This is a genomic window from Collimonas arenae (assembly GCF_000786695.1).
In the GTDB taxonomy this organism is placed as follows: Bacteria; Pseudomonadota; Gammaproteobacteria; order Burkholderiales; family Burkholderiaceae_D; genus Collimonas; species Collimonas arenae_A.
In genome coordinates, this window is the sequence record NZ_CP009962.1 from 3,670,815 (window position 1) to 3,691,272 (window position 20,458).

At 55.4% G+C, this 20,458-nt stretch carries 25 protein-coding genes; 15 read left to right on the forward strand and 10 right to left on the reverse strand.

The genetic code is table 11. The features are described 5' to 3' along the window. Positions 1 to 175: 175 nt before the first annotated feature. Complete coding sequence (locus tag LT85_RS16085; RefSeq protein ID WP_038490636.1) at positions 176 to 841, reverse strand: VOC family protein; 666 nt, start codon at positions 839 to 841, stop codon at positions 176 to 178. A gap of 218 nt (positions 842 to 1,059) precedes the next feature. On the opposite strand from LT85_RS16085, the gene LT85_RS16090 reads away from it, so the two are divergent. Beyond that, positions 1,060 to 1,449, forward strand: a complete 390-nt coding sequence (locus LT85_RS16090) for a YXWGXW repeat-containing protein (RefSeq protein WP_038490639.1) — start codon at positions 1,060 to 1,062, stop codon at positions 1,447 to 1,449. Positions 1,450 to 1,529: 80 nt separating this feature from the next. Beyond that, positions 1,530 to 1,820, forward strand: a complete 291-nt coding sequence (locus tag LT85_RS16095; RefSeq protein WP_038490641.1) for a hypothetical protein — start codon at positions 1,530 to 1,532, stop codon at positions 1,818 to 1,820. Between the two features lie 25 nt (positions 1,821 to 1,845). Here LT85_RS16095 and LT85_RS16100 read toward each other — a convergent pair whose 3' ends face one another. The 3 genes from LT85_RS16100 to LT85_RS16110 all read right to left on the reverse strand — a co-directional run bounded on the left by LT85_RS16100 (position 1,846) and on the right by LT85_RS16110 (position 4,048). Beyond that, positions 1,846 to 2,394, reverse strand: coding sequence for a cupin domain-containing protein (locus LT85_RS16100; protein ID WP_038490644.1), 549 nt, complete (start codon positions 2,392 to 2,394; stop codon positions 1,846 to 1,848). Between the two features lie 85 nt (positions 2,395 to 2,479). Then, complete coding sequence (locus LT85_RS16105; protein ID WP_081992444.1) at positions 2,480 to 2,938, reverse strand: GNAT family N-acetyltransferase; 459 nt, start codon at positions 2,936 to 2,938, stop codon at positions 2,480 to 2,482. 78 nt (positions 2,939 to 3,016) lie between these two features. Then, complete coding sequence (locus LT85_RS16110; protein WP_038490649.1) at positions 3,017 to 4,048, reverse strand: questin oxidase family protein; 1,032 nt, start codon at positions 4,046 to 4,048, stop codon at positions 3,017 to 3,019. Between the two features lie 83 nt (positions 4,049 to 4,131). Here LT85_RS16110 and soxR point away from each other — a divergent pair, with 83 nt between their 5' ends. Further along, positions 4,132 to 4,617, forward strand: a complete 486-nt coding sequence (gene soxR, locus LT85_RS16115; protein ID WP_038490652.1) for a redox-sensitive transcriptional activator SoxR — start codon at positions 4,132 to 4,134, stop codon at positions 4,615 to 4,617. A gap of 7 nt (positions 4,618 to 4,624) precedes the next feature. Here soxR and LT85_RS16120 read toward each other — a convergent pair whose 3' ends face one another. The 3 genes from LT85_RS16120 to LT85_RS16130 all read right to left on the reverse strand — a co-directional run bounded on the left by LT85_RS16120 (position 4,625) and on the right by LT85_RS16130 (position 6,943). Next, positions 4,625 to 5,179, reverse strand: coding sequence for a GNAT family N-acetyltransferase (locus LT85_RS16120; protein WP_038490655.1), 555 nt, complete (start codon positions 5,177 to 5,179; stop codon positions 4,625 to 4,627). A 64-nt stretch (positions 5,180 to 5,243) separates the two neighbouring features. Further along, a complete protein-coding gene (locus LT85_RS16125) occupies positions 5,244 to 6,038 on the reverse strand; it encodes a class I SAM-dependent methyltransferase (protein WP_038490658.1) in 795 nt (264 codons plus the stop codon). Positions 6,039 to 6,187: 149 nt separating this feature from the next. After that, a complete protein-coding gene (locus tag LT85_RS16130) occupies positions 6,188 to 6,943 on the reverse strand; it encodes a DeoR/GlpR family DNA-binding transcription regulator (protein ID WP_038490660.1) in 756 nt (251 codons plus the stop codon). A gap of 107 nt (positions 6,944 to 7,050) precedes the next feature. On the opposite strand from LT85_RS16130, the gene LT85_RS16135 reads away from it, so the two are divergent. Next, the gene (locus LT85_RS16135) at positions 7,051 to 7,656 is read left to right on the forward strand and encodes an NUDIX domain-containing protein (RefSeq protein WP_038490662.1); all 606 of its coding nucleotides are present in this window, start codon (positions 7,051 to 7,053) and stop codon (positions 7,654 to 7,656) included. A gap of 93 nt (positions 7,657 to 7,749) precedes the next feature. After that, positions 7,750 to 8,904 carry an acyltransferase family protein gene (locus tag LT85_RS16140; protein WP_038490664.1) on the forward strand — a complete coding sequence of 385 codons (1,155 nt, stop codon included), beginning with the start codon at positions 7,750 to 7,752 and terminating at the stop codon, positions 8,902 to 8,904. Here LT85_RS16140 and LT85_RS16145 read toward each other — a convergent pair. Then, positions 8,888 to 9,361 carry a GNAT family N-acetyltransferase gene (locus tag LT85_RS16145; RefSeq protein WP_038490666.1) on the reverse strand — a complete coding sequence of 158 codons (474 nt, stop codon included), beginning with the start codon at positions 9,359 to 9,361 and terminating at the stop codon, positions 8,888 to 8,890. The genes LT85_RS16140 and LT85_RS16145 overlap by 17 nt on opposite strands. A gap of 235 nt (positions 9,362 to 9,596) precedes the next feature. Between LT85_RS16145 and msrA the strand changes: the two genes are divergently transcribed. From msrA to LT85_RS16200, 10 genes are all read left to right on the forward strand, one after another. Then, positions 9,597 to 10,349, forward strand: a complete 753-nt coding sequence (gene msrA / locus LT85_RS16150; protein WP_038496523.1) for a peptide-methionine (S)-S-oxide reductase MsrA — start codon at positions 9,597 to 9,599, stop codon at positions 10,347 to 10,349. A gap of 252 nt (positions 10,350 to 10,601) precedes the next feature. Beyond that, the gene (locus LT85_RS16155) at positions 10,602 to 11,660 is read left to right on the forward strand and encodes a class I SAM-dependent methyltransferase (RefSeq protein ID WP_038490670.1); all 1,059 of its coding nucleotides are present in this window, start codon (positions 10,602 to 10,604) and stop codon (positions 11,658 to 11,660) included. Between the two features lie 52 nt (positions 11,661 to 11,712). After that, positions 11,713 to 11,913, forward strand: coding sequence for a DUF1059 domain-containing protein (locus LT85_RS16160; RefSeq protein WP_038490671.1), 201 nt, complete (start codon positions 11,713 to 11,715; stop codon positions 11,911 to 11,913). Positions 11,914 to 12,051: 138 nt separating this feature from the next. Next, on the forward strand, positions 12,052 to 12,669 hold the full coding sequence (pssA, locus tag LT85_RS16165) for a CDP-diacylglycerol--serine O-phosphatidyltransferase (protein WP_038490674.1): 618 nt from the start codon (positions 12,052 to 12,054) through the stop codon (positions 12,667 to 12,669). Positions 12,670 to 12,770: 101 nt separating this feature from the next. Continuing rightward, on the forward strand, positions 12,771 to 13,088 hold the full coding sequence (locus LT85_RS16170) for a hypothetical protein (RefSeq protein ID WP_038490677.1): 318 nt from the start codon (positions 12,771 to 12,773) through the stop codon (positions 13,086 to 13,088). Between the two features lie 98 nt (positions 13,089 to 13,186). Next, positions 13,187 to 13,918: a trehalose-phosphatase gene (gene otsB, locus LT85_RS16175; RefSeq protein ID WP_038490680.1), complete on the forward strand. Its 732-nt coding sequence runs from the start codon at positions 13,187 to 13,189 to the stop codon at positions 13,916 to 13,918. 20 nt (positions 13,919 to 13,938) lie between these two features. Next, a complete protein-coding gene (locus tag LT85_RS16180; protein WP_038490683.1) occupies positions 13,939 to 15,768 on the forward strand; it encodes a glycoside hydrolase family 15 protein in 1,830 nt (609 codons plus the stop codon). A 57-nt stretch (positions 15,769 to 15,825) separates the two neighbouring features. Next, entirely contained in the window at positions 15,826 to 17,202 is a 1,377-nt protein-coding gene (otsA, locus tag LT85_RS16185) for an alpha,alpha-trehalose-phosphate synthase (UDP-forming) (RefSeq protein ID WP_038490686.1), read from the forward strand. Between the two features lie 267 nt (positions 17,203 to 17,469). Beyond that, entirely contained in the window at positions 17,470 to 17,673 is a 204-nt protein-coding gene (gene cspD / locus LT85_RS16190) for a cold shock domain-containing protein CspD (RefSeq protein ID WP_038490688.1), read from the forward strand. 612 nt (positions 17,674 to 18,285) lie between these two features. After that, positions 18,286 to 19,113: a GNAT family N-acetyltransferase gene (locus LT85_RS16200; protein ID WP_038490694.1), complete on the forward strand. Its 828-nt coding sequence runs from the start codon at positions 18,286 to 18,288 to the stop codon at positions 19,111 to 19,113. Between the two features lie 164 nt (positions 19,114 to 19,277). On the opposite strand, the gene LT85_RS16205 is transcribed toward LT85_RS16200, so the two are convergent. Both LT85_RS16205 and LT85_RS26955 read right to left on the reverse strand, forming a co-directional pair. After that, on the reverse strand, positions 19,278 to 19,832 hold the full coding sequence (locus tag LT85_RS16205; protein WP_216595020.1) for a lysophospholipase: 555 nt from the start codon (positions 19,830 to 19,832) through the stop codon (positions 19,278 to 19,280). Beyond that, a complete protein-coding gene (locus tag LT85_RS26955) occupies positions 19,832 to 20,053 on the reverse strand; it encodes a hypothetical protein (protein WP_216595021.1) in 222 nt (73 codons plus the stop codon). Before LT85_RS26955 ends, LT85_RS16205 begins: the two co-directional genes overlap by 1 nt. Positions 20,054 to 20,458 lie beyond the last annotated feature (405 nt).

Below are 20,458 nucleotides of genomic sequence, written 5' to 3' on the forward strand. Positions count from 1 at the left end.
TATATGGCCCCAAACTGGGACTGCTACACATTACAGCGCTATCCTGTCAAAAACCTGAAAGAAACCTGACAAAATGCTGACAAACAACACTTTTCACAGGATTGGCATGGGAAGCTATGTTCCAACGACCTAGCAACGTAAATTTGTTGTCATTAAACACGCCCAGACAACTGCGCTAACTACCGATATCGCCAAGAGGAAGACCCAATTGGCGCAACCCCGCTGGTGTCTGAATATGAGCAATCAGACATGGTTGCGCGTCGGCGGCCAAAGGAATCGCGGCAAACGGCCCTTGGAAACCGACCAAAGTCAGCATGTCGTTGATGGGCTGCGCTTCGGTGTGATATGCCTCCAGCCGCAGCAGGGAACAACCCCGATTCTGCAGCCTGCTCGCGGGATGCGACTGCTGTGCCTGCCACTCGATGCATGTCGGTGCGACGCCATTGAGAGGCAGGCTGCCGTCTCCAGGAATCGTGATCAGCCAGTTCAGTTGGCCGCGCGTCATCGGCTCAATCGTTCCAAGTGCAATTGGAGACGCAGCAACCACGGCGTGAATATCGTTGGTGCGAACGACCCAGGTCGCCAGCCTTGGCGACGCATCGTGATCCAGGGAGTCAAGCCAGAACCAGCGTGGCCGATCTGGCGGCGGCGCGCCAGGATTGACGGCAATCACTTCGAGGAACAATCCGTCACCAAGCCGCAGCAGGCAATTGTGGGTGCCCATGCGCGGATGTTCACCGCCGGCTTCAAGTTCTACGCCAAGCGCCTGGCGTACATATTCCATACCCTCCGCCAGCGTTCCGGCGACAACAACCAAGTGATCGATGCAGGTATGCAGCATGAAGCCTCCTCTCAGAATGAACACGCGGCGACGCGCAGGATTGGTGCTTCCGTTGACAGTGTGAGCAAACCCGGCAAAAACCAGCAATGCAGCAGCAAGCACGGAACGCCATGCGCAATCATATTCGATCAGTAATGAGTGTAATCAATTGCATCATTACTTGGCGCTTCGTCAATCACAGGTATAGTTAGCCCAACGAACAACACGGGAAGTTACCAATGAAATCTCTACTATGCGCACTCGCGCTGGTTACGGTCAGCGCGACCGCTTTGTTGCCAAGTCAAGCCATGGCCCAGGTCGGCGTGAATATTACGATAGGCGTGCCGCCACCGCCGCCAAGATACGAGATCGTGCCGCCGCCGCGGGTTGGCTACCTGTGGGCGCCCGGTTACTGGAACTGGGATGGCCGCCGCCATGTCTGGGCTGGCGGTCATTGGGAACGTGCGCGTAATGGCTATCGCTACGACCGGCCACAGTGGCAGCATGGCCGCAACGGCTGGGAGCTGCGACGCGGCGGCTGGCAGCGTGGCGGCCATCGCGGAGGCTACGATCACCGACGCGGCGGTCATCGCGATTACCGGGACGGCGGCGATCATCGCCATCGCTAACTTACCGGGTGATCGACAACGTCATTGAGCCTGTCGACTGCCCTTCGCGCATGCATTCCACATAGGATTCAACGATAAACATGAACGTCAAAAAAACAATCGCCTTTGCCATGCTGTCGGCCTCAGCCTGTTTTTCCATCGCCCAAGCCCAGGAAAGTGGCGCGCGCGTATCGCTGGACAATGCCAAACCGGGCGCCAGCGAAGAATGCCGGCGCTTGCAAGACCGCGTACAGGAGCTCGACCGCATGGATGACGAGCGCGTTGCGCGCAAAGGACGTGTCAATGCGCAACAAAGTCCGGTCCAGACCAGGGAGTGGATAGACAAGGAACGCAAGGACGCCAAGACCAAGATGTTCTTTGCCAAGTGCTAAGCCAGGTTTAGAACACGCCTCGCCTTTATGCGGCACCATCCTGCGACGACTCCCGGCCAACATCGACACCTTCCCAATATTCCATGGTGGCCGACTCGCGGTAGTTTTTTTTCATGAGCTTCACGTCCACTCTCCCCGTCTGCGGGAAAATCGCGACATCGCCTTGATGTGAATTACCGAAGACCAGATAACGGCATAGTGCGGAAGAGCGATTGATCAGCGCGTGCCCAACCTTTTGACCGGCCGGGAAGCAAACATAATGTCCGGCAGTGAGTTCAAAGGTCTGCTCCCCCAACTCCAGCGTCAAATTACCCTCCAGGACAAAAATGTGCTCCTCTTCGAGCAAATGGTAATGCGATTGGTTGGCTTGCTTGCCCGGTTCCAGCACCTCGTTGGCCACCCCGATCTGCGTGGCGCCGCCAAACGAACTGAGATGCTGGTAGCGCAAGCCGAAGCGTTCCCCGCGCGCGAACTCTACCCAAGGCACGCGGCTGATATCGAAAGGCTCGAACACGCCTTCGGCATTCTTTGATGTCGGTTGCTCACTCGGTTGTTCACTCAGTTGTTCACTCATCTCCTGCTCCTTTTGATTTGACTCCAGAATTTTCACCGCAATGCGACAAGATACTAGAAGTCAAGGCAGAATGACTGTGCGCAGCTCACAATTGAAGCGCCATGGCTTTGAATCCCGGCGGCAGCGTTCTTGTACATACTTCCGGATAGAATCCGATGGATTCATAAAACGCCACCGCATTGGGTGCGGAATTAAGGCGGATGGCCGACCTGTCTGTCAGCGCGCGGCACTGCTGGATAGCCGCCAGGATGAGCGCACGGCCAATGCCCTGGCGATGCAGTTCTGGCACCACAAACAGACTGCAGAGATTCCAGAAATTCTTGACCAGCACCACGGCGACGGTTTGGCCGTCACGCGTATATTTAAGGTGACAGCAGTGCTCTCGGTTTGCCAGCCACCAGTCAAGGTTTTGATGAACGTTATGAATCAGTTCCATTTGCAAGGCAAGATCACCGGTTACCGTGTCGGCGACGATGACCCGTTCCGTCAACATCCTGAGTTCATCCAGATCACGGGATTCAACTGTTTGTATGGTGTCGATCATGGCGGCGGACCCAAAGCTGGCGTAACAGCTGGTTAGAGAATTCAAGTCTAAAATTTAGCATGAATCCGCCGCAAGATATCAGCCAAAATGCCTGACCCTTCTTGCAGCTGCGGCATGATACAAGGTTGAAGGAGCGCGCAAATTCTCGCAATAGCATGTGTACACAGTCTTGATATCGTGATCGTCATCGGATGCCAGCGCCAGTCTGAACAGCCGCGGCCACGGATCGGCGCCATCCGCAAGAGAATAGCCGGCGCCATCGGTAACCGGCGGCGCCCCGATCGACACATAAGCGGCACAGAAAGCTTTCCATAAATCCGGCAGCAGGCTCTCCGCAATTGCTTCGGGCAAATGGCTGAAAACACGGCGCACCGCGTGTAAGCCGGTCACCATATGCAATGCTGTGAAATTATTTGTTTGCCAATACAGCTGGATCGCCGCGCGCGCCATATCATCCAGCAGCTGCGCATTCAGCGGCGTCAGCTTCGGCGGCGCCGACAGCGCCGATCGAAACAAGGAACTCACCGCCACCGCTCGCAAGCGCGTTGTAATCATGTCGCCTTTGAATTCGACGCCGTGCAATACATCCGACAGTACCGTCAGGCCAGCGTTGACGGACGCCGCTGGGGGACGATCACGGATGTCAATTTCGATAGGAAGATTACCGCTCACCAGCGCCGCCAGGCCGGCCGCGATCTCGCCGTCGTGCATCGCTTCCAGTCCATAGGAAAGCCGGATTATTGCGTGAAATGCGCCGCTGGCCGGCGCAAATGGCAGTTGGCTGAATATCTGCGCGATTACTGCATCCACTCCCTCTGCCATGATCCATTCCTGGAAGCACAAACGCAAGGCGGCAAAAGCTTCGGGCTGGCTAATATATTCCGGCCAAGATCCGCGTTCTATACGCACAACGGGTGTGGCGTCCGGCACCGCAAAGCGATGCATCCATTGCTCAAAGAATTCATGCAAGCGCGCCGGCTGTGCGCCCATGGCGGCAAGCGCGCAGAGCGCCATCGGACAATGATTCGTCGTGCCCTTGCCGTTCAGCGCAAAACGGCCGTTGGCATCGAGTAGCTGCTGAAGTGTCAGGTCGTGGATTAGTTCGCTCATTGCATGGCCCCGGAAACGATATCAACAGCCGAAGTATGAAAGTTCAAGTAAACTTGAAGTCAACAGGAATTTCGAGGAACAGCATGAATGACATATTGATCACCATCGGCGAGCTGTCAAAACGCTCCGGCGTCGCAGCCAGTGCATTGCGGTTTTATGAAGAACAAGGCTTGATCGGCAGCAAGCGAGAGACAGGACGGCAACGCCAATTCTCCAGGGATGTGCTGCGCCGGGTAGCATTCATCCGGGTGGCTCAGACGGTAGGACTCAGCCTTGAAGAAATCAAACTGGCCTTGTCTACCCTGCCCTTGCAACGCACACCAACCAAGCAGGATTGGGAACGCCTGTCGCGTTCCTGGCAACCGCTTCTGCAACAGCGCATAGACACGCTAACCGCATTGCGCGATCAGCTCACCTCGTGCATCGGTTGCGGTTGCCTGTCGCTTAAAAAGTGTGCGCTCTACAATCCGGAAGATACGGCGCAACGACGCGGCAGCGGACCACGCTATCTGCTGGGCGACCGTTCCGAAGCACGCCTCGCCGAAACTGGCCTGGTAAAACCAGCCTAGCGCGAGGCTAGGACTTTGCGCTAGTAGGATTCGGATTGATGCGCGCGTAAATCCAGAAATTTCGCGATTCGCCACGCACCATCCTGAAGTTGTGCAACAAGCCTTCTCGCTGGAAAGCGCATTTCTCCAACACCCTGACTGTGCGGACATTTGAATCAAGCGCAGTAGCTTGTACCCGTACCACACCGAGACGCGCAAAAGCCCAGTCCACCATCGCCATGCATGCCGATGGCGCAATGCCTCTACCCCAAACATCCGGCGCAAGGTCATACGCGATTTCTGCGGTCCGATTCATTAGCGACAAACTGTGAAAGCCGATCGTTCCGACCAGCGCGCCAGTATTGCGCAGTACGATAGCGAAGCGCAGCTCAGATGCCGGATTCGTTGATTCCATGGCGTCGAATTTCTGCAACAGATCGTCAATGGAACGAAGCTGCCAGCTGGTATGTTCCAGCACATGCGGCATGGTCAGATACGCATACCAAGCATCCGCATCATCTCTACTTAGCGGACGCAGGAAAACAAGTTCGTGTGACAGGTCTGGTGGATTGATATGGCGCATGGATGTTTATATAAGAATTTACGCAAGCAGGTGAATTCATTATAGTGAAAGACTTATAAAACAACTAAGGCTTCATCGCTCGCGTCGCAATAAAACTCGGCATGAATTTCTCGATTTCAAAGCGAGGATTAGGATGAATTTCTTCCAGAAACCCCGTCAGGGCAAAGCCGGCAGCGAGCTGGCCGCCGATCTGACTTGCCAGGCTATGACCAAAAACCATGGCTTCACGGCGCATTTGTTTCGCCGCCAATGCAACACTATCCAAATCTTCTAGATCTGAGTATGGAACGCTGAAGCGCGGTCGTACCAAGCCTTGCGCCGCATAGACGGGATCCCGATCAGCGATAAAAACCGCGGGATTGAAAAAGCTGACGAGCAACTCTCCGCCATATCGTAGAACACGAAAACATTCCTTCCATACCGGCTGGATATCGGGAACGTACTGATTGGAAATTGGATGGAAAATCAGATCGAACGTTGCATCAGAAAAATGCGACAGATCGCGCATGTCGCCTTGCACAATGTCCAGTGACAAACCATCGCGATGGGCGACCGCGAGATCTTTTTCCAATTGTTCGCGGGACAAGTCGAACACAGTGACGTCAGCGCCCGCCGCAGCCAACACCGGGGCTTGCTGACCGCCTGCAGAAGCCAGGCACAATATTCTTTTCCCGCATATATCGCCTAGCCAGTCGGCTGGCAACGGGCTGGGCGTCAGATGGATTTGCCATTGCCCCTCACGGGCGGCGGTGATGACGTCGCTGCCGACCGGTTGCGACCATGGACTGTCGGACAAAGCTTGGAGGTCCCACGCTGCGGCGTTGTGGGCGAGCAGATTGAATGGCTCGGATTTCGGCATGGTTAATACTCCTGTCAGTTAGGCTCGGACTCCGATTCTTCATATTGAATCGGGACGATCAAGGCCATGCTGGGCATGGCAGTATTAGTTGTTCATGTCGAAAATCCTCCTGATGAAGGCCTTGATTATATCCAGATACCGGCAAAAAGCTAAGCCAGGGTAATCGCTATTCCCATCTTTCGATATGGTGCGATCAGCGTGTCCGCTACTCCCGCATTCACCACAATCTCGCTGACCTGGTTCAGTGGCGCAATCTGGAATGGAGAAGCAGTGTCCAGCTTCTCCGGCGAAGCCAGCACTATTGTTTTCGTCGCCGCATCGCTCAGCGCGCGCTTTATGCAGGCTTCTTCGAAATCGCCGGTGCTGATGCCGGCTTCGGGATGCAAGCTGCATACGCCCATGAAATACAAGTCGGCTCGAATCCTTCCGATGGCCTCGATCGCTGCCGCGCCGACGCCAACAATCGAGTGCTTGAACAGGCGGCCGCCGATCATGATGACTTCAATGTGCGGATAGGTCACCAGCTCGATTGCTATCGATGGGCTATGCGTCACCACCGTCGCCTGCAAAGCCTGCGGCAACTGTCGCACCAGTTGCACTGCCGTGGTGCCGCCATCGATGAACACCACTTGGCCAGGTTGAATCATGGCGGCGGCAGCGCGCCCGATGGCCGGCTTGGCATCAGGCGATATCTGCTGCCGCTCGGCAAAAGCGGCCAGCGCCGGCGAGGCAGGCAGAGCGCCGCCATGCACGCGTTGCAGCAAGCCTTCCTTCGCCAGTTGGCGCAAATCGCGCCGAATCGTGTCCTCCGACAGGCCCAGTTGCTCACTGAGCGTTTTGGCGACGATCTGACCATCTCGCTCAAGGATTTCCAGCAGGTGCTGCTTGCGTTGCAGAGTAAGCATAGATTATGTATCGGTTGATTTGCACGTTTTTTCTTGATATTTCACGATATTGCATGATAAATTACAGCAACGCAAGCTCACGCAAACAATCCATCAGGAGATTTCCCATGCACGATGACAACGCCAGCAGAATCAAGATCCGCAACGTCGAGGTATTGTCGGACGATTGGTATCTTCTGAAGAAAACCACCTTCGATTACCGCCGCAGCGACGGCAGCTGGCAAACCCTGACGCGCGAAACCTATGATCGCGGTAACGGCGCCACCATCCTGCTCTACAACCGCGAGCGCCGCAGCGTCATCCTGATCCGCCAGTTCCGCTTTCCTACTTTTGGCGATGGACACGATGGCTTTCTGATCGAGACCGCAGCCGGTCTGCTCGATCACGCAAGTCCGGAACAGCGCATCAGGGCGGAAGTCGAAGAGGAAACCGGTTATCGCGTGCACGATGTCCGAAAAATATTCGAAGCATTCATGAGCCCAGGATCGGTCACCGAAAAACTGTATTTTTTCGTCGCCGAATATGAGCCCGATTCACGTATCAGCGCTGGTGGCGGGCTGCAAGCGGAAGGAGAAGATATACAAGTGCTGGAACTGCCGCTGGAACGCGCGTTGCAGATGGTCGCCGACGGTGGAATCGCCGACGGCAAAACTATCATGCTGCTGCAATACGCCCAGCTGCACTTGTTGCCGTCGGCGACAAGCAACGGCTAGGCACAGAGAGAAAATAGACGCTTTGTTTCGCAGCCGCGTATAAATCGACAGTAAAATCGGCTCTATCAAAAACCCGCCGGGAAATGAAAATCCATGACTCTTGATGATTCCCGCAACTTCAGAGTAGATGTATTAAGAGGGATTTCAATTTGCCTGGTCCTGCTGCTGCACTACCAATTATCCTATGCGTTATCAGATAGTCCGCTGCGCTATCTGCTTTCCAAGGAAGCCATCCGTGCGCTGACGATCAACGGCAACTATGGCGTCACGATGTTCTTCGTCATCTCCGGTTACCTGATTACCTCTACCACGATCAAGCGTTACGGCAACCTTGGCCAGGTTGATATTCCGCGCTTCTATATTTTCCGCATGGCGCGGATACTCCCCTGCCTGCTGGTGGCGCTCGCTGCAATTGTCGTACTGGGCTTGCTCGGCCAGCCGGAATTCATCAACGTCGCCAAGCCCGGATGGCCGGCTGTCAACATGCCGCTGGCGGTGCTGTCAGTCCTGACCTTTTGGCACAACGTGTTGATGCAGCACGCCTGGTATTTCAACTATGCGATGAATATCTATTGGTCGCTGTCGGTGGAAGAAGTGTTCTACCTGGTGTTCCCACTGCTATGCTTTGGCTTAAAACGGCAATGGGCAATCGCTGCCGTATGGACGCTGGCGATCATCATCGGCCCGATCTACCGTAGCTTCCATACTGACGACGAAATCTATTTCATGTATGCGTATGCGGCCTGTTTCGATGCGATTGCCTTTGGCTGTTTTGCTGCGCTGTTTGCCGACAAGCTGCGCCTGAAGGGGATCGCATGGCGCTTGACCCAGATTGCCGCCGCATGCCTGGTAGTAACGGTCTATCTGCGTGGCATCGATGGCAACGAGATTTTTGGCTTCAGTCTGATCGCCGCCGGCACCGCCGTATTGTTACTGGGCGCCCGCAATGAAAATGTGCCGGCGTGGCTGAAAAAGAATCGCATGCTGGGTGTAATCCGCTGGCTGGGACGGCACAGCTATGAGCTATACCTGTTCCATATCGTCGTTTTGGGGCTGATGCGCAGCTTCGTCCCCAAAGGCGCCATGCCGTATGCCTGGAAACTTCCGGCGCTGACCCTGTTCCTGATTCTCTCCGCCATCGTGGCTGGCCTGATCGCGCGCTTCTATTCCGAGCCCGTGAATGCCTGGCTCAGGAACGCATTCTTACGTCCCTCGCCACAGGCTACGTCGCTTAGCCAGCGTGGCTGATTTGCTTCTCCATCCACAGCACCTCGGTGGTCGACTCAGCCTCGACCTCGACAAACCCCAGCTCAGTATAAACAGCGCAGGCCGCAGGATTGTCGCGATATACGCGTAGGGTCGCAGCCTGTGCCGCAGCGGTACGGCTTGCCTCTTCCATCAGCAGACGGCACAAGACTTTCGCCAGACCTCTGCCGCGCGTTGAAGGCGCAATGATGATACGGCACAAGTGAGCGACACCGGGCTGACGCAAGCGGTACTGACCGAAGCCGAGAAGACCGGCATCACCCTGACACAGTGCAAAGCTGGCGCCAGGCTGCACCTGCAGCAGTTGCGGCAGTTGCTCCGGGTCGAACGGATATGTCAGTTGCGGCCCGGCCCAGCGCGCGCAGGCGGCCGCATCGGGAATCCATACCGCTATCGCGGCGTAGTCAGCAGCAACCGGCGGCCTTATTGAAACCGTCATACACTCTCTCTCGTAGATAAGTATCAAGTATCGAATATCGGCAGACAGGAAACTGCCTGCGGCATGTTGCCATGAAAAAATTTATCGAAACAACATCGCGCTCTCGCGCGGCCAGCCCAACCTCAAAGATACATGGAAATAGTGGCTTTCCGTCGTAAGGAAATCCAGCCTTTGTCGACTAAATACCAGCCCAGCACTATTTATCACACTGATCACACTGAAGAGGATGACCATCATGGACAACTTGCCAACAAAAATCAAACAAGCAACTGCAATCCCGTCTTCATCCTGGAGTAAGCGTTTGCGCAGCGTGCTCTGGCTAGGCGCAGCCGTGCTGCTAAGCCAGAACCTGGCCTTTTCATCCGAGGCCGCAAAGGTGGTTCCTGCACCCGTCAGCGACGAACAGGTCGCCGCCGGCACGCATTCGGAGACCGCAGTGCTCGCCGGAGGCTGCTTCTGGGGCGTGCAAGGCGTATTCCAGCATGTACGCGGCGTCACCAATGTGGTCTCCGGTTACTCGGGAGGTAGCCGCGATACGGCCCAATATAACCGTGTTAGCGACGGCGATACCGGCCACGCGGAATCAGTGCAGATCACCTATGATCCAACCCAGGTTACCTACGGCAAGCTACTGCAGATATTTTTCTCAGTGGCGCACGACCCGACCGAACTGAACCGCCAGGGACCGGATAGCGGCACCCAGTATCGCTCTGCGGTATTCCCGGCGAACGACATGCAACGCAAGGTTGCGCAAGCCTATGTGGCGCAACTCGACCACAGCAAGGTGTTCAGCAACGTGGTGGCGACGAAAGTAGAACCATTGCGCGGCTTTTATCCGGCAGAGTCCTATCACCAAAACTTCCTGACGCGCAATCCAAGCTATCCGTATATCGTCATCAACGACTTGCCCAAGATCGACGATCTCAAACGCCTGTTCCCTGATATGTACCGCGCTCAACCGGTACTTGCCAAGGCAGAATCTTATTAAACATGTCTCTCATTTTCCGAATGATTTTCAGCAATAACTTGACGCGAAACATCATTGTGAAATGAGTGATTCCAAGGGTGCCGAATGAATTGATAACAGGGATGAACTCAGCGTTGACAAACGTTTTTTTGATGCCTAGTATTTATTTTCCGGCGTGCTCGCCGGAGGCCGTTTGAAATCACTGGATTAGTGGGATCAAGCATCTATAGCAACGGCAAAATTGCGTTCTGGCTGATGATGAGGAGACACATCATGGCTATCGATCAAGAGCGACTTCAACATTTCATGGGCCGTATGGTAGGCGAGTTCGGAGCGGTCGCATCGGCCGCGCTGATTTTGCTTGGCGACAAACTTGGTTTATATCGAGCGATGGCAGGGCGAGGTCCGATGACCTCCGCCGAACTGGCGACCCGCACGGGTATGACCGAACGCTACTTGCGCGAATGGCTGGCTGCACAAGCGGCAGCTGGCTTCCTCGAATACACTCCCGCCACCAAAACCTATGAGCTGCAGGCCGAACAAGCACTATGCTTCGCCGACGACAGCAGTCCTGTATTCATTCCCGGCTTCTTCCAGGTATGCGAATCGATGTTTTGCGATTTACCCATACTCGAGGCGGCTTTTCGCAGCGGTAAAGGCGTCGGTTGGCATGAGCATAACCACGCTCTTTTCCACGGCACAGAACGATTTTTCCGACCTGGATATGCGGCCAATCTGGTCAGCGCCTGGATACCTGCGCTTGAAGGCGTCGAGGCAAAACTGAAGTCTGGCGTATCGGTCGCGGATGTTGGCTGCGGTCACGGCGCTTCAACGGTGCTGATGGCGCAAGCTTATCCTGATTCGACCTTTGTTGGCTTTGATTACCATGAGCCATCGATCCGCCGCGCGCGCGACGCTGCAGAAAAAGCCGGAGTCGCAGACCGGACGAGATTTGAGGTTGCTGCCGCAAAAGATTTTCCTGGCCACAATTACCAGCTGGTCACCTTTTTCGATTGCCTGCACGACATGGGCGATCCAATTGGCGCCGCCGCCCACGTCAGGCAATCGTTAAGTCCCGATGGCACCTGGATGATAGTGGAACCTTTTGCCAACGACCAGACCGAGGACAACCTCAATCCAGTCGGGCGTATTTTCTACGCCGCCTCGACCATGATCTGTACTCCTGCTTCGTTATCGCAAGATGGACAAATGGGCCTCGGAGCGCAAGCCGGGGAAGCGCGCTTGAAAGATGTTGTCAGCAAAGGGGGTTTCAGTCACTTCCGCCGGGCGACAGAAACACCGTTCAACCTGGTGCTGGAAGCAAGAATTTGACGTCATGCGTCACAAGCGCCAACATCCGATGACAGCCAGTAAGGAGTACACCATGTCACGCAAATACATCGATTGCCGCGAATACCCCAGCGATAGTCATTGTTCGGTAGCGATTTCCGCAGACAACGATACCGAATTGCTGGAAGCCGCAGTCCAGCACGCTGTAAGCGTCCACCAGCACGAAGATACGCCAGAATTGCGGAGCCAGCTTGGAAAGCTGTTCAAGGAAGGCACGCCGCCATTGAACATCTGACAAAGAACACCGTTTTGGCAGGCTCATAACTCAATCGGTCCAAACAACGGATACCGGTTTCCTCGCGGTATGTGATAGATTTGGCACAGGTATTTTTAACCTCTGCCTGTTTCCACTATCACACTGCGAATTGAAGTAATGACCAAACCAAAACCGTTTTCGATGATCCGCGAGTTCCATCTCGCCGATTGGTTCACGCTGAGCAACGCATTTTGCGGCGTCGGCTCCCTGTTTTCCGTAATGACCTATCTGCAGAACCGCGAAGTGATGCACCTGTTGATCGCTTGCGCCTTGATTCCGGCGGCACTGGTTTTCGATATCCTAGATGGCCGAATTGCGCGCTGGCGTGCGCAAAGTTCCGCCATGGGGCGCGAGCTGGATTCTCTGGCCGATGTGATTTCATTCGGCGTGGCACCCGCGATCATTGCCTATGGCTGCGGCATGCAGGGACTGGTCGACCGCATCATCCTGGTGTTTTTTGTCGCCTGCGGCGTATCGCGCCTGGCGCGCTACAACGTCACTTCGGAAAAACTGTCCGACGGCGGCGACAAGGTAAAGTATTTCGAAGGCACGCCGATCCCGACTTCCATGCTGCTGGTATTGGTGCTGGCCGCTGCCGCATGGTATGGCGCGCTAGGCGAGCAATTGTGGTTCGGCGTCGTATATGTGGGCGGCTTTCAGTTTCATCCGTTGGTGCTGATGTTTGCGGCGTCGGGCGCGCTGATGGTAAGCCGGATCAGGATTCCCAAGCTATAAATTGTCAGCCAGGTTGCCGGACATCGTACCAATCTCCTCCGATTGCACTTGCGGTCACAATAGGTCTACACTCACTCCTAGAGCCTCTCGGGAGTTACATCATGGCCGATATTGATCCGAAAACCAGCTTTCGCGGGTTGCCGTTGACGTCCGAGCAAGACGCGGAAATCCGTCACTACATCACTGTCAAGAAACGTCATGGCGAAGCGTGGGATACGCCGGAGCTGCGCGCCATGTTGAAAGACATGTTGGAGCCCCCGGGCGGAGACGAGGAAGAGTTCGGCGATAACCTGGATTCCGCAAAAATTGCCGCCGAGCGCGCAGCTACGTTCGTCGACGATGAAATGGAACCGATCGAAGCCAGTGAAGAGCGCAATGCCGCCATGGAGCTGGAGGCAATGAAAGCGCAAGGATTTTAAAGCTCACACACGCGTCCAATGACCTCGCTTCGATATCAAACTGGCATGCGTCATATTTGTCATGGGAACTAATTCTTGATTAATCCACCATAGATAGCATGCCTCCACAAAATGATGCTTACGATTTTGCCGTTGATGCGCTATTTCTTGACTTCGACAATACGCTCGTAGATCTCGCTCCACGCCCGGAGAGCGTATGGGTGCCACCGGACCTGATAACACATTTACAACGACTACAACATGCTGCCGATGGTGCGCTAGCAATCGTCACCGGCCGGCCGCTGGAGGAAATTGATCATTTCCTCGCGCCGTTGCGCCTGCCTGCGGCCGGCGTCCACGGCGTTGAGCGCCGCAGCGCCGATGGCCGCTTGACGTATCTCCCTGTGCCAGCCGTCGAACGCTTGCTGCCCTATCTCAGCCCACTGGTCTCCCGGCATCCCGGCTTGCTGCTGGAAGTCAAACGCGGCGCGCTAGCCTTGCACTACCGGCGCGCGCCGGAATGCGAACATGCCTGCCTGCTGGCGATGACCGAAGCGCTACTGCAGGAGCAAGGATTTGTCATGTTGCGCGGCAAGATGGTGGTCGAAGCCAAGGCTGCCGATATCAGCAAAGGAAGCGCAATCGCCGCTTTCATGCAAGAAGCGCCATTCGCCGGCCGTCGCCCTGTATTCATCGGCGACGATATTACCGATGAAGCCGGCTTCGCGTGGGTTCAGTCTGCACAAGGCGGCGGCCTCGGCATCAAGGTCGGACCAGGCGACAGCCAGGCGCACGCACGCCTGGCCAGCGCCGCCGCGGTGCGCGCCATGCTGGCCCTGATAATGCAATAACTAAACGGAGGAAAGAAGTCATGAGCACGCTCTCCACGGCAATGTCGGTCGCCGATGCTGCAATCCCCTCTACTTCCTCACTCGACCTCGGCGTTATCGGCAATTGTTCATTTAACGCCCTGATCGACAAACTGGGGCGTATCGTCTGGTGCTGCCTGCCGCGCTTCGACGGCGACCCTGTATTCAACGCCCTGCTCGACCCGACCGCCGACGGCAGCATCTGGAGTTTCCAACTGGAGAGTTTCTCGCATAGCGAGCAATGGTATGAACCCAATACTGCGGTGCTGCACACACGCTTGTTCGACACGCTGGGACAAGGCGTGGAGATCACCGACTTTGCACCGCGCTTTGCCAGCCGCGGCCGCTTCTTCCGGCCGTTGTGCATCGTCCGCCGCATACAGCCGCTGAAAGGCGCGCCGCGCCTGCGCGTCTTGCTGCGCCCGCGTTTCGACTGGGGCCGCGAAATACCTGTCATCACACGCGGCAGCAATCACATACGCTACAACGGTGCGACACAGACATTGCGCCTCAATACCGACGCTCCGCTCAGCTATGTTCTGACTGAAACCGCATTCGTCGTCAGCCGTCCGCTCAACTTCATACTCGGCCCCGATGAAACCATGAGCGAGGGCATCAGCGATACAGCACGTCATCTTGAACAAGAGACCTTGACTTACTGGCGTGGCTGGAGCCGGACACTAGCTACGCCGCTGGAATGGCAAGCGGCTGTGATCCGCGCTGCGATTACGCTCAAGCTATCGTTGTACGAAGACACCGGCGCGATCATCGCCGCCATGACGACCAGCGTTCCAGAAGCGCCTGGCAGCGCACGCAACTGGGACTACCGTTATTGCTGGCTACGTGACGCTTTCTTTGTGGTGCGCGCGCTTAACAGCCTGTCTGAGCTTGGCACCATGGAAGACTATCTGCGCTGGCTCGGCAATGTCGTGGTGCGCAGCGCCGGCGGCCATGTCCAGCCCTTGTATGGCATCGGCCTGGAACAAGCCTTGCCTGAAGTGATACTCGACCACCTGCCCGGCTATCGCCATCATGCGCCGGTCAGAGTCGGCAACCAGGCCTACGAGCATTTCCAGCACGACGTCTACGGCAATATCATCCTCGGCGCGGCGCAATCGTTTCATGATGAACGCCTGCTGCACCGTTCCGGCGTAGAACAGTTTACGCATCTGGAAGCCGTCGGCGAACGCGCGTTCACACTCTACGATCAGCCGGACGCCGGCATGTGGGAACTGCGCACCCGGTCGCGGATCCACACCTCGTCGGCGTTGATGAGCTGGGCTGCCTGCGACCGCCTGGCCAAGATCGCCGCCAAGCTGGAGCTGCCGGATCGCGCCGGCTACTGGCAACAGCGGGCAACGACGATCGGCGAGCGCATCCTCTCCGAATCCTGGAATGAAGAACGGCAAGCTTATGCCGAAAGTTTCGGTGGCCGCGACCTCGACGCCAGCGTGCTGTTGATGGTCGAAGTCGGTCTGGTGGCGCCTACCGATGAACGATTCATCGCCACCGTCGACACGCTCGAAAAGTATCTATGCGACGGCCCTTACATGCGACGCTACGAAGCGCCAGACGATTTCGGCCGGCCCGAAACGGCATTCAATATCTGCACCTTCTGGCGCATCGATGCGCTGGCCCGCATCGGTCGGAAAGAGCAGGCGCGCGAGATTTTCGAAGCCATGCTGGCGGCACGTAATCATCTCGGGCTGCTGTCGGAAGATACACATCCGGTCACGGGCGAGATGTGGGGTAATTTTCCGCAGACTTATTCCATGGTCGGCATCATCAATTGCGCCATGCGCCTGTCTGTTGCCTGGGAGAGCGCTATCTAGCTAGGCCAGGCAACCTCAACCCTTCCTAGTGTTCAATACCGAGAAAGGAACCTGTTTATGTCGCGCCTGGTCGTAGTATCCAACCGGCTTGCAGATCCGCGTAAACCCGCGGCAGGAGGCCTAGCTGTCGCGCTGGGCGAAACGCTACAAAAAACCGGCGGCCTCTGGTTCGGGTGGAGCGGCACCATAATCAAGGAAGGTACCCCCGGCGAAGGCGAGATGCATGTGCACCAAGCCGGTCCGGTCACACTAGTCGAAATGGATTTGTGCCAGGAAGATCACGATGCCTATTATCGCGGCTATGCCAACGGCGTGCTGTGGCCGGTATTTCATTACCGGCTCGACCTGGCCCACCTGGAATCCGGTTATCTGAACGGCTACCGCCGCGTCAACCATCTGTTTGCCCGCAAACTGATGCCGCTACTCAAGCCGGACGATCTGATCTGGATCCACGATTATCATCTGATCCCGCTCGCGGCTGAGTTACGCGCGATGGGCTGCGACAACCGGATCGGCTTTTTCTTGCATATCCCGCTGCCGCCGCAACAGATTCTGGCAGCGATTCCCTCCCATGAATGGTTGATGCGGGCGCTGTTCGCGTATGATCTGGTAGGCTTCCAGAGCGAGGCCGATCTACTGAATTTCTCGCATTACGTCAAAGCAGAAGCCACCGCTGAAACCATCGGCGCCGGCCAATTCCGCGCCTTCAACAGCACTGTCAAGGCGGGCGCCTTTCCGATCGGGATCGATGTCGATGATTTTCAACGCATGGGTCTTGCGCGCGAAGCGGTCGAGACATTTGAGAATACCCGCACCGAATATTCGCGACGCCGTTTGCTGATCGGCGTTGACCGCCTGGATTATTCAAAAGGCCTGCCGCAGCGGATACGCGCTTTCAATGAGCTATTGCGCGAATATCCTGAAAACCAGCATAGCGCGACCTTGCTCCAGGTTGCCTCGCCGAGTCGCGAAGACGTCGACGCCTATGCCGATATTCAGCATGAGCTGGAAAGCCTGTGCGGCGCAATCAATGGCAATTACGGCGATTTCGACTGGATGCCGATACGCTACATTCATCGCACCGTCGCGCGCAAACGGCTGCCCGGTTTGTACCGCGCTTGCGATGTCGCGCTGGTGACGCCGCTGCGCGATGGCATGAACCTGGTCGCCAAGGAATTTATTGCAGCGCAAGATGAGACCGATCCGGGCGTTCTGGTTCTTTCCCGTTTCGCTGGCGCGGCAGAACAATTGAAGGAGGCGCTGCTGGTCAATCCTTACGATATTGCCGGCACTGCGCAAGCAATCCAGCGCGCCTTGCAAATGCCGCTGGCTGAGCGTCAGACGCGCCACAAGGCTCTGCTGGCGAATATCCGCCAATACGATGTGCACTGGTGGCGAGAACAATTCTTACAAACTCTGGCCACTGTCCGCTGACAGCGAAACGACGCGGGTGGCCGTAAGCGCCTCGCACGCCATTCAATTTTCATCATGCCTGGCGCAGAATTGGTATGAAAACAACACTATCGATGCATATTCACTATTGACGAACTGGCTTAAGTTGGTTAGCGTACAGAAGCGACCTCTTTACGCTATTAGTCTGAGTGCGTGGCCACACTATAAAGTTTGATCGTGTGTAAATTAGTTAGTGAAAAGCTTATCGCTTTGGCACTAATATGATGTGTAATTATTCGAGAGATTATCATGGCAACAGGTATTGTTAAGTGGTTCAATGACTCCAAAGGCTTTGGTTTCATTACGCCTGACGGCGGTGGTGAAGATTTGTTTGCACACTTCTCCGCTATCCAGATGGACGGCTTCAAGACGCTCAAAGAAGGTCAAAAAGTAAAGTTCGACGTGACGGACGGCCCTAAAGGCAAGCAAGCGTCCAACATCCAGAATCCTTGATGAACGATAACTTACGGAGAGCCTAAGAATTTTTCGTCAGTTAAGCATAAAAATCAAGTTATCCAAAGATTCGCTGGGACCTTAAGTCTGTAGCGATATTCGTCCTGTCGGAACGAATCAATCGCGAGCAATCGGCAAAATCAAAAGATGGGAGCAGCAATGTGCTCCCATTTTCTTTTGTCAGCCCGCTTATCGGCAGCATGGCCAGTTGTCTTGTGTCGTCCTGTAACTTAACGCAGGCCTGATCCGGCCTAGACCGATCCCTTCGCGTGGCCCTATTTTTGGGATTTAACGTACTGTAGCTCGCAAATTTGCACGGTCTGTTCTTTGCTGAAAAGCTCATTGCCGCTTACGCATGACTCTATCCATTTGCGCTTGTCGTAGGCAAGGCTGAGAAAAATAGCCAACGCAATCAGGATGCATGCGACCACTATGACAATCAGCGCTTTCTTCGGTGCAGAAATCATCGGACGCGTTAGATGGCTAGGTGATTAATGATTAGCTTATGTTAGCGCAGTATTGACGTGACAAACGCAAGAAAAAAGCTCATCTGAATTACCCCCAATTTTGCCGGAGGAATGACTGCGCCCGCTTGCCCACATTTATTTCACGATGAAAAATCAAGAAAAGAAATCTCCGCACTGGGGCATCTTGACTGAACTCATGTTCAATAGCGTCAAGGGAGAAATCACGGAACACGCGGAATACACGGTGGTGCAGACCCCCGACTCTCCCGATTACTACTTTGGCAACCTGTTATTGCTTGAGCGCGCACCACACAATCAAGACCGTCCAAAGCTGGAAACCGATTTTGGCAATCTGGTCGGGCTGCCGCCGCTGATCAAGCATCGCACTTTTCTATGGCCGGTGCTTGAAGATTCGCCGGTGACGCTTGATGCATTTATCCAAGCCGGCTATGACTTCCATGAAAGCGCCGTTCTCATTGCTCAGCCTGCGGATCTGATCGCGCCAAATCAAAAAAATCGGGAAATCACGATCCGCCCCTACATGCATTCTGCTGATTGGTCCGACTGGACGGCAATGAAGATTGCCGAAAACGCTGGCCACTTTCCCGAGCGGGAGTTCCTGAGCCATCTATCCGGGTTGCAAGCGATGTACCAGAAAATGATCCGCGACAACCAAGGCAACTGGTGGGGTGCGTTTGTCGAAGATAAGCAGGTCGCCAATCTCGGCCTCTTCTTCACTGAAGAATCCGGCCGCTTTCAAGCAATTTTTACACACCCGCAGTATCGCAACCGGGGAATCTGCCGAACCCTTGTACATCATGTTGCCGAGGATGCGTTCAGGCACGCAGCAAGGCTGGTGATGGTTGCCGATGAAAATCATCACGCTGCCAGGCTTTACGAATCCCTGGGATTTCAGCGACAGGAACGCATGGCCAGCCTATGTTGGTGGCCAAAGGCTGACGCCACAGAATAAATCAAACCATGAAAAATCTTCTGATTGGGAAGGAACGCAACAAATACGTGACTATACGATCAAGAACGGCGTCGTGAGCTACTCGGTGCCGGCCGCGGCATCAGGCAATGACACCATGGCCTATTCGATCTGGAAGCGCATGCCTTAAGAATGCTGGGCCGACGTTACGACGAGATGACCGCCGGTCCCAGATGACGGCTGAAAAACTGCATCCAGCCAGAACGTTCGAAGGGCGGTACGCCGCCATGCCCGCCGCGATTCGCATGCAGCGTCTTCTCCGCCGATCCGATGGCATCGAACAACGCCATGGCAGCTTGCCGCGACACCATTTCATCGTCCCATTGCAACAGGAACTCGACTGGAACATTGAGCTTTCGGGCCGCCTCTGCCAATCCATGGCTACCCTCATGCAAACCAGCCAGGCCAAATATCGCAGCCTTGATCCGCGGTTCGTCAGCGACCAACGGAATGCCGCTCAGCGCCCCCATCGAAAGTCCAAGATAGCCCACCGGCCCGTCGCTGCCGACGAAGTCAAGAGATTGCACGGCATCCAGAACCGCCTGCCATTCAGGTTTTGCCTGAACCGCCCATTGTGTCATCTGCTCCAAAATCGCACCGCCAAGACCTTCGCCGCGACTCATCTGCTGCCGGACTTTTTCACCGAAACCAGCGCTCTGTTCCGGCGTGGTCCGCGCGCCATGGCCAGGCCCGTCGATCATCACCACAGCATAATGAAAGCCCTTGCGTAATTTTTTGCGTAGGCCGCCAGTGGCGAAAACAGTTTGTGCTGCGATCCTCCATGTCCTATCAACAGTAACGGCCGCGGACCTGCAGCCGCTTCAGGCGTCCAAAGCACACCTGGCACCAGCGCGCCGGCGACGGTCAAGTCAAAAAGACGCTCGGTGACACCATCCTCTGACTGCTCATGCATAAATTTCATTCACTCTCCAAGGAGTTAGAAAAAGCCATTTCAATATTGACCGGACTCTGGCGGACACCAGTTAAAGGCAAACAAAAAACCGCTTTCGCGAGAAGCGAAAAAACAAAAGCTTAAGCCAATGGTAGTACTTGAATCGAAATCGACAGTCAGGTTCACAGGCGCACCAGCAATTCATTCAGTTTTATCATCATGGCGGCATCTGTCATAGTTGGCATGAACACGACTAGCATTTTTCCAAATGACAACACCAACGCATATTATCAAATCGAAGTCCCTTCGCGGAGTCGCCGAAAAACTGTTTCACTCCCCTTGCAAAGGGTCCATCGTGAACAGATACGAAGCATTTGGACAAAAAAAACCCGCCTGCCTCGCGGTAGCGGGTTAAATCCAAAACTTAGGGAGAGT